This window comes from uncultured Thiodictyon sp. (genome assembly GCF_903828115.1).
Lineage (GTDB): Bacteria > Pseudomonadota > Gammaproteobacteria > Chromatiales > Chromatiaceae > Thiodictyon.
This window is the reverse complement of sequence record NZ_CAIKKU010000689.1, coordinates 1-1,702: the sequence shown is the minus strand read 5'-3', so window position 1 is coordinate 1,702 and position 1,702 is coordinate 1. Positions and strand designations below refer to the sequence as shown.

Annotated in this window: 2 protein-coding genes; both read right to left on the bottom strand. The window is 63.6% G+C overall.

Going from position 1 to position 1,702, the window contains the following annotated elements:
• Positions 1–215 precede the first annotated feature (215 nt).
• A complete protein-coding gene (locus QZY48_RS26030; protein WP_295436433.1) occupies positions 216–1,229 on the bottom strand; it encodes a tyrosine-type recombinase/integrase in 1,014 nt (337 codons plus the stop codon).
• Positions 1,222–1,702, bottom strand: a 481-nt coding sequence (locus QZY48_RS26025; protein WP_295436432.1) for a tyrosine-type recombinase/integrase, incomplete at its 5' end; no start/stop codon positions are given. The genes QZY48_RS26025 and QZY48_RS26030, both read right to left, overlap by 8 nt.

Sequence of the window (1,702 nt, the reverse complement as noted above, 5' to 3'; positions counted from 1 at the left end):
GGCGGCGCTCTATCGGCAGGCATGAGGACCGCTGTGGTTCGCTCAGCGGTCACTTGTCGTCGACTCGCAAGTGCGTGGTTTTCGATCGATCCATGCGGTCGTCTTGTCCCAGCCGAGTGACCGGTAGGGGGGCTTATGTAGAGGTCCTGTTTATGTAGAGTTGTCGCGCCAGCGCCGCAGCTGCTGGACATCGGCGCGACTCTATCTCTACATAGTTACAGGTCCAAAAGGAAGCGCATCAGCTCGTCGGGCGGCTGGTAGCGTGTCGGTCCCATCGCGGGCTCCTGAAGGCGGGCCAGAGCGTTTTGCTTCATCGTCAAATCGGCCTCGACGTAGCGATGCGTGGTTGTCATGCTCTCATGCCCCAGCCAAAGCGCGATCACGCTGAAGGCGACGCCGGACTGCAGCATATGCATGGCGGTGGAGTGGCGAACCGAGTGAGGCGAGATGTGCCGCGTGTTGAGGCTGGGATAGCGCTCGGCGGCACGCGCCACCGCGATTGCCAGGCGTTTGTTGACATTGGAGCGTGTCATCGCCTGTCCGTTGCGGTTGGGCAGCAGGGGCGCCGTGCTCCCCAGTGAGGGGTTGCGCCGCAGCCAGGCGCGAACCGCCTGTACGGTGGCCGTCCACAGCGGAACGGAGCGTCGTTTACGCCCTTTGCCATGCAGATGGACGCAGGGCGAGGTCTCGAGCACGACGTCGCCGACCTGCACACCCGTCATCTCCGAGACCCGTGCCCCGGTGTTGTAGAGCATGGTCAGCAAGAGATGGTCGCGCTGCGAAGTCCAGGTCTCGCCCGGCTCGCCGATCACCGCCAACATCTCCTCGCGCGTCAAGAACCCGAGGATGGGTTGCTCGAAGCGTTTCAGGGGCACGCCCAACGCTTGCTCGATGCTCTGCAAGGCGGTCACGTCCCGGCGTGCCGCGAATTTCAGGAAGGCACGCAGCGCCACGAGTCGCAGATTGCGGGTTTGCGCCGTATTGTGGCGCTCCTGCTCCAGATGATCGAGGAATGCCAGGATCAGATCGGGCACGATGTCGGTCAGCGACAGCGCGGTCGGTTCTTTGCCCAAGCGCTGGCTGGCGAAGTTCAGAAACAGCACCAAGGCATCGCGGTAAGCGGCGACGGTATGCGGGCTCATGGCCCGCTGGTTGACGAGGTACACCGTGAAGAATTGCTGCACCAGCGCCGGAAACGAGGGGGCAATCGACATCTTGGCCTCAGACATGGTCGACCTCCGCAGTGGGCGGCAGCGGCTCGAAGCGCTCGCTTGCCAGTCCCAGCAGTTCGGGCACGCCGGACAGATACCAATAGGTATTGCTCACCCGGACGTGGCCGACATAGGTCGACAAGGCCAGCATGGCTTGGTCGATGTCCACGCCCTGGGCCTGCCACAGCACCAGACGGCGGACGATAAAGGTGTGGCGTAGATCATGGACGCGGATGGCGGCATGCGAACCGCGGTTGACCCAGCCCAAGTGCTGACGCAGCTGCTCGAAGACCCGATCGACTTGACGCGGGGACATGACACCGCCGAGCCGCCGGCCACGGGTGGTGATGAAAAAGGGCGTCTCCTCTGACGGGGTGATGTTCAGATCGCGCCGCTGGCGGTAGTCACGTAAGGCATCCCGCGTACTGGGATGCAGGAGCACGTACCGGGACTTGCCGAACTTCGTCTCCCGCACGGTCAGTCGCCCGGCC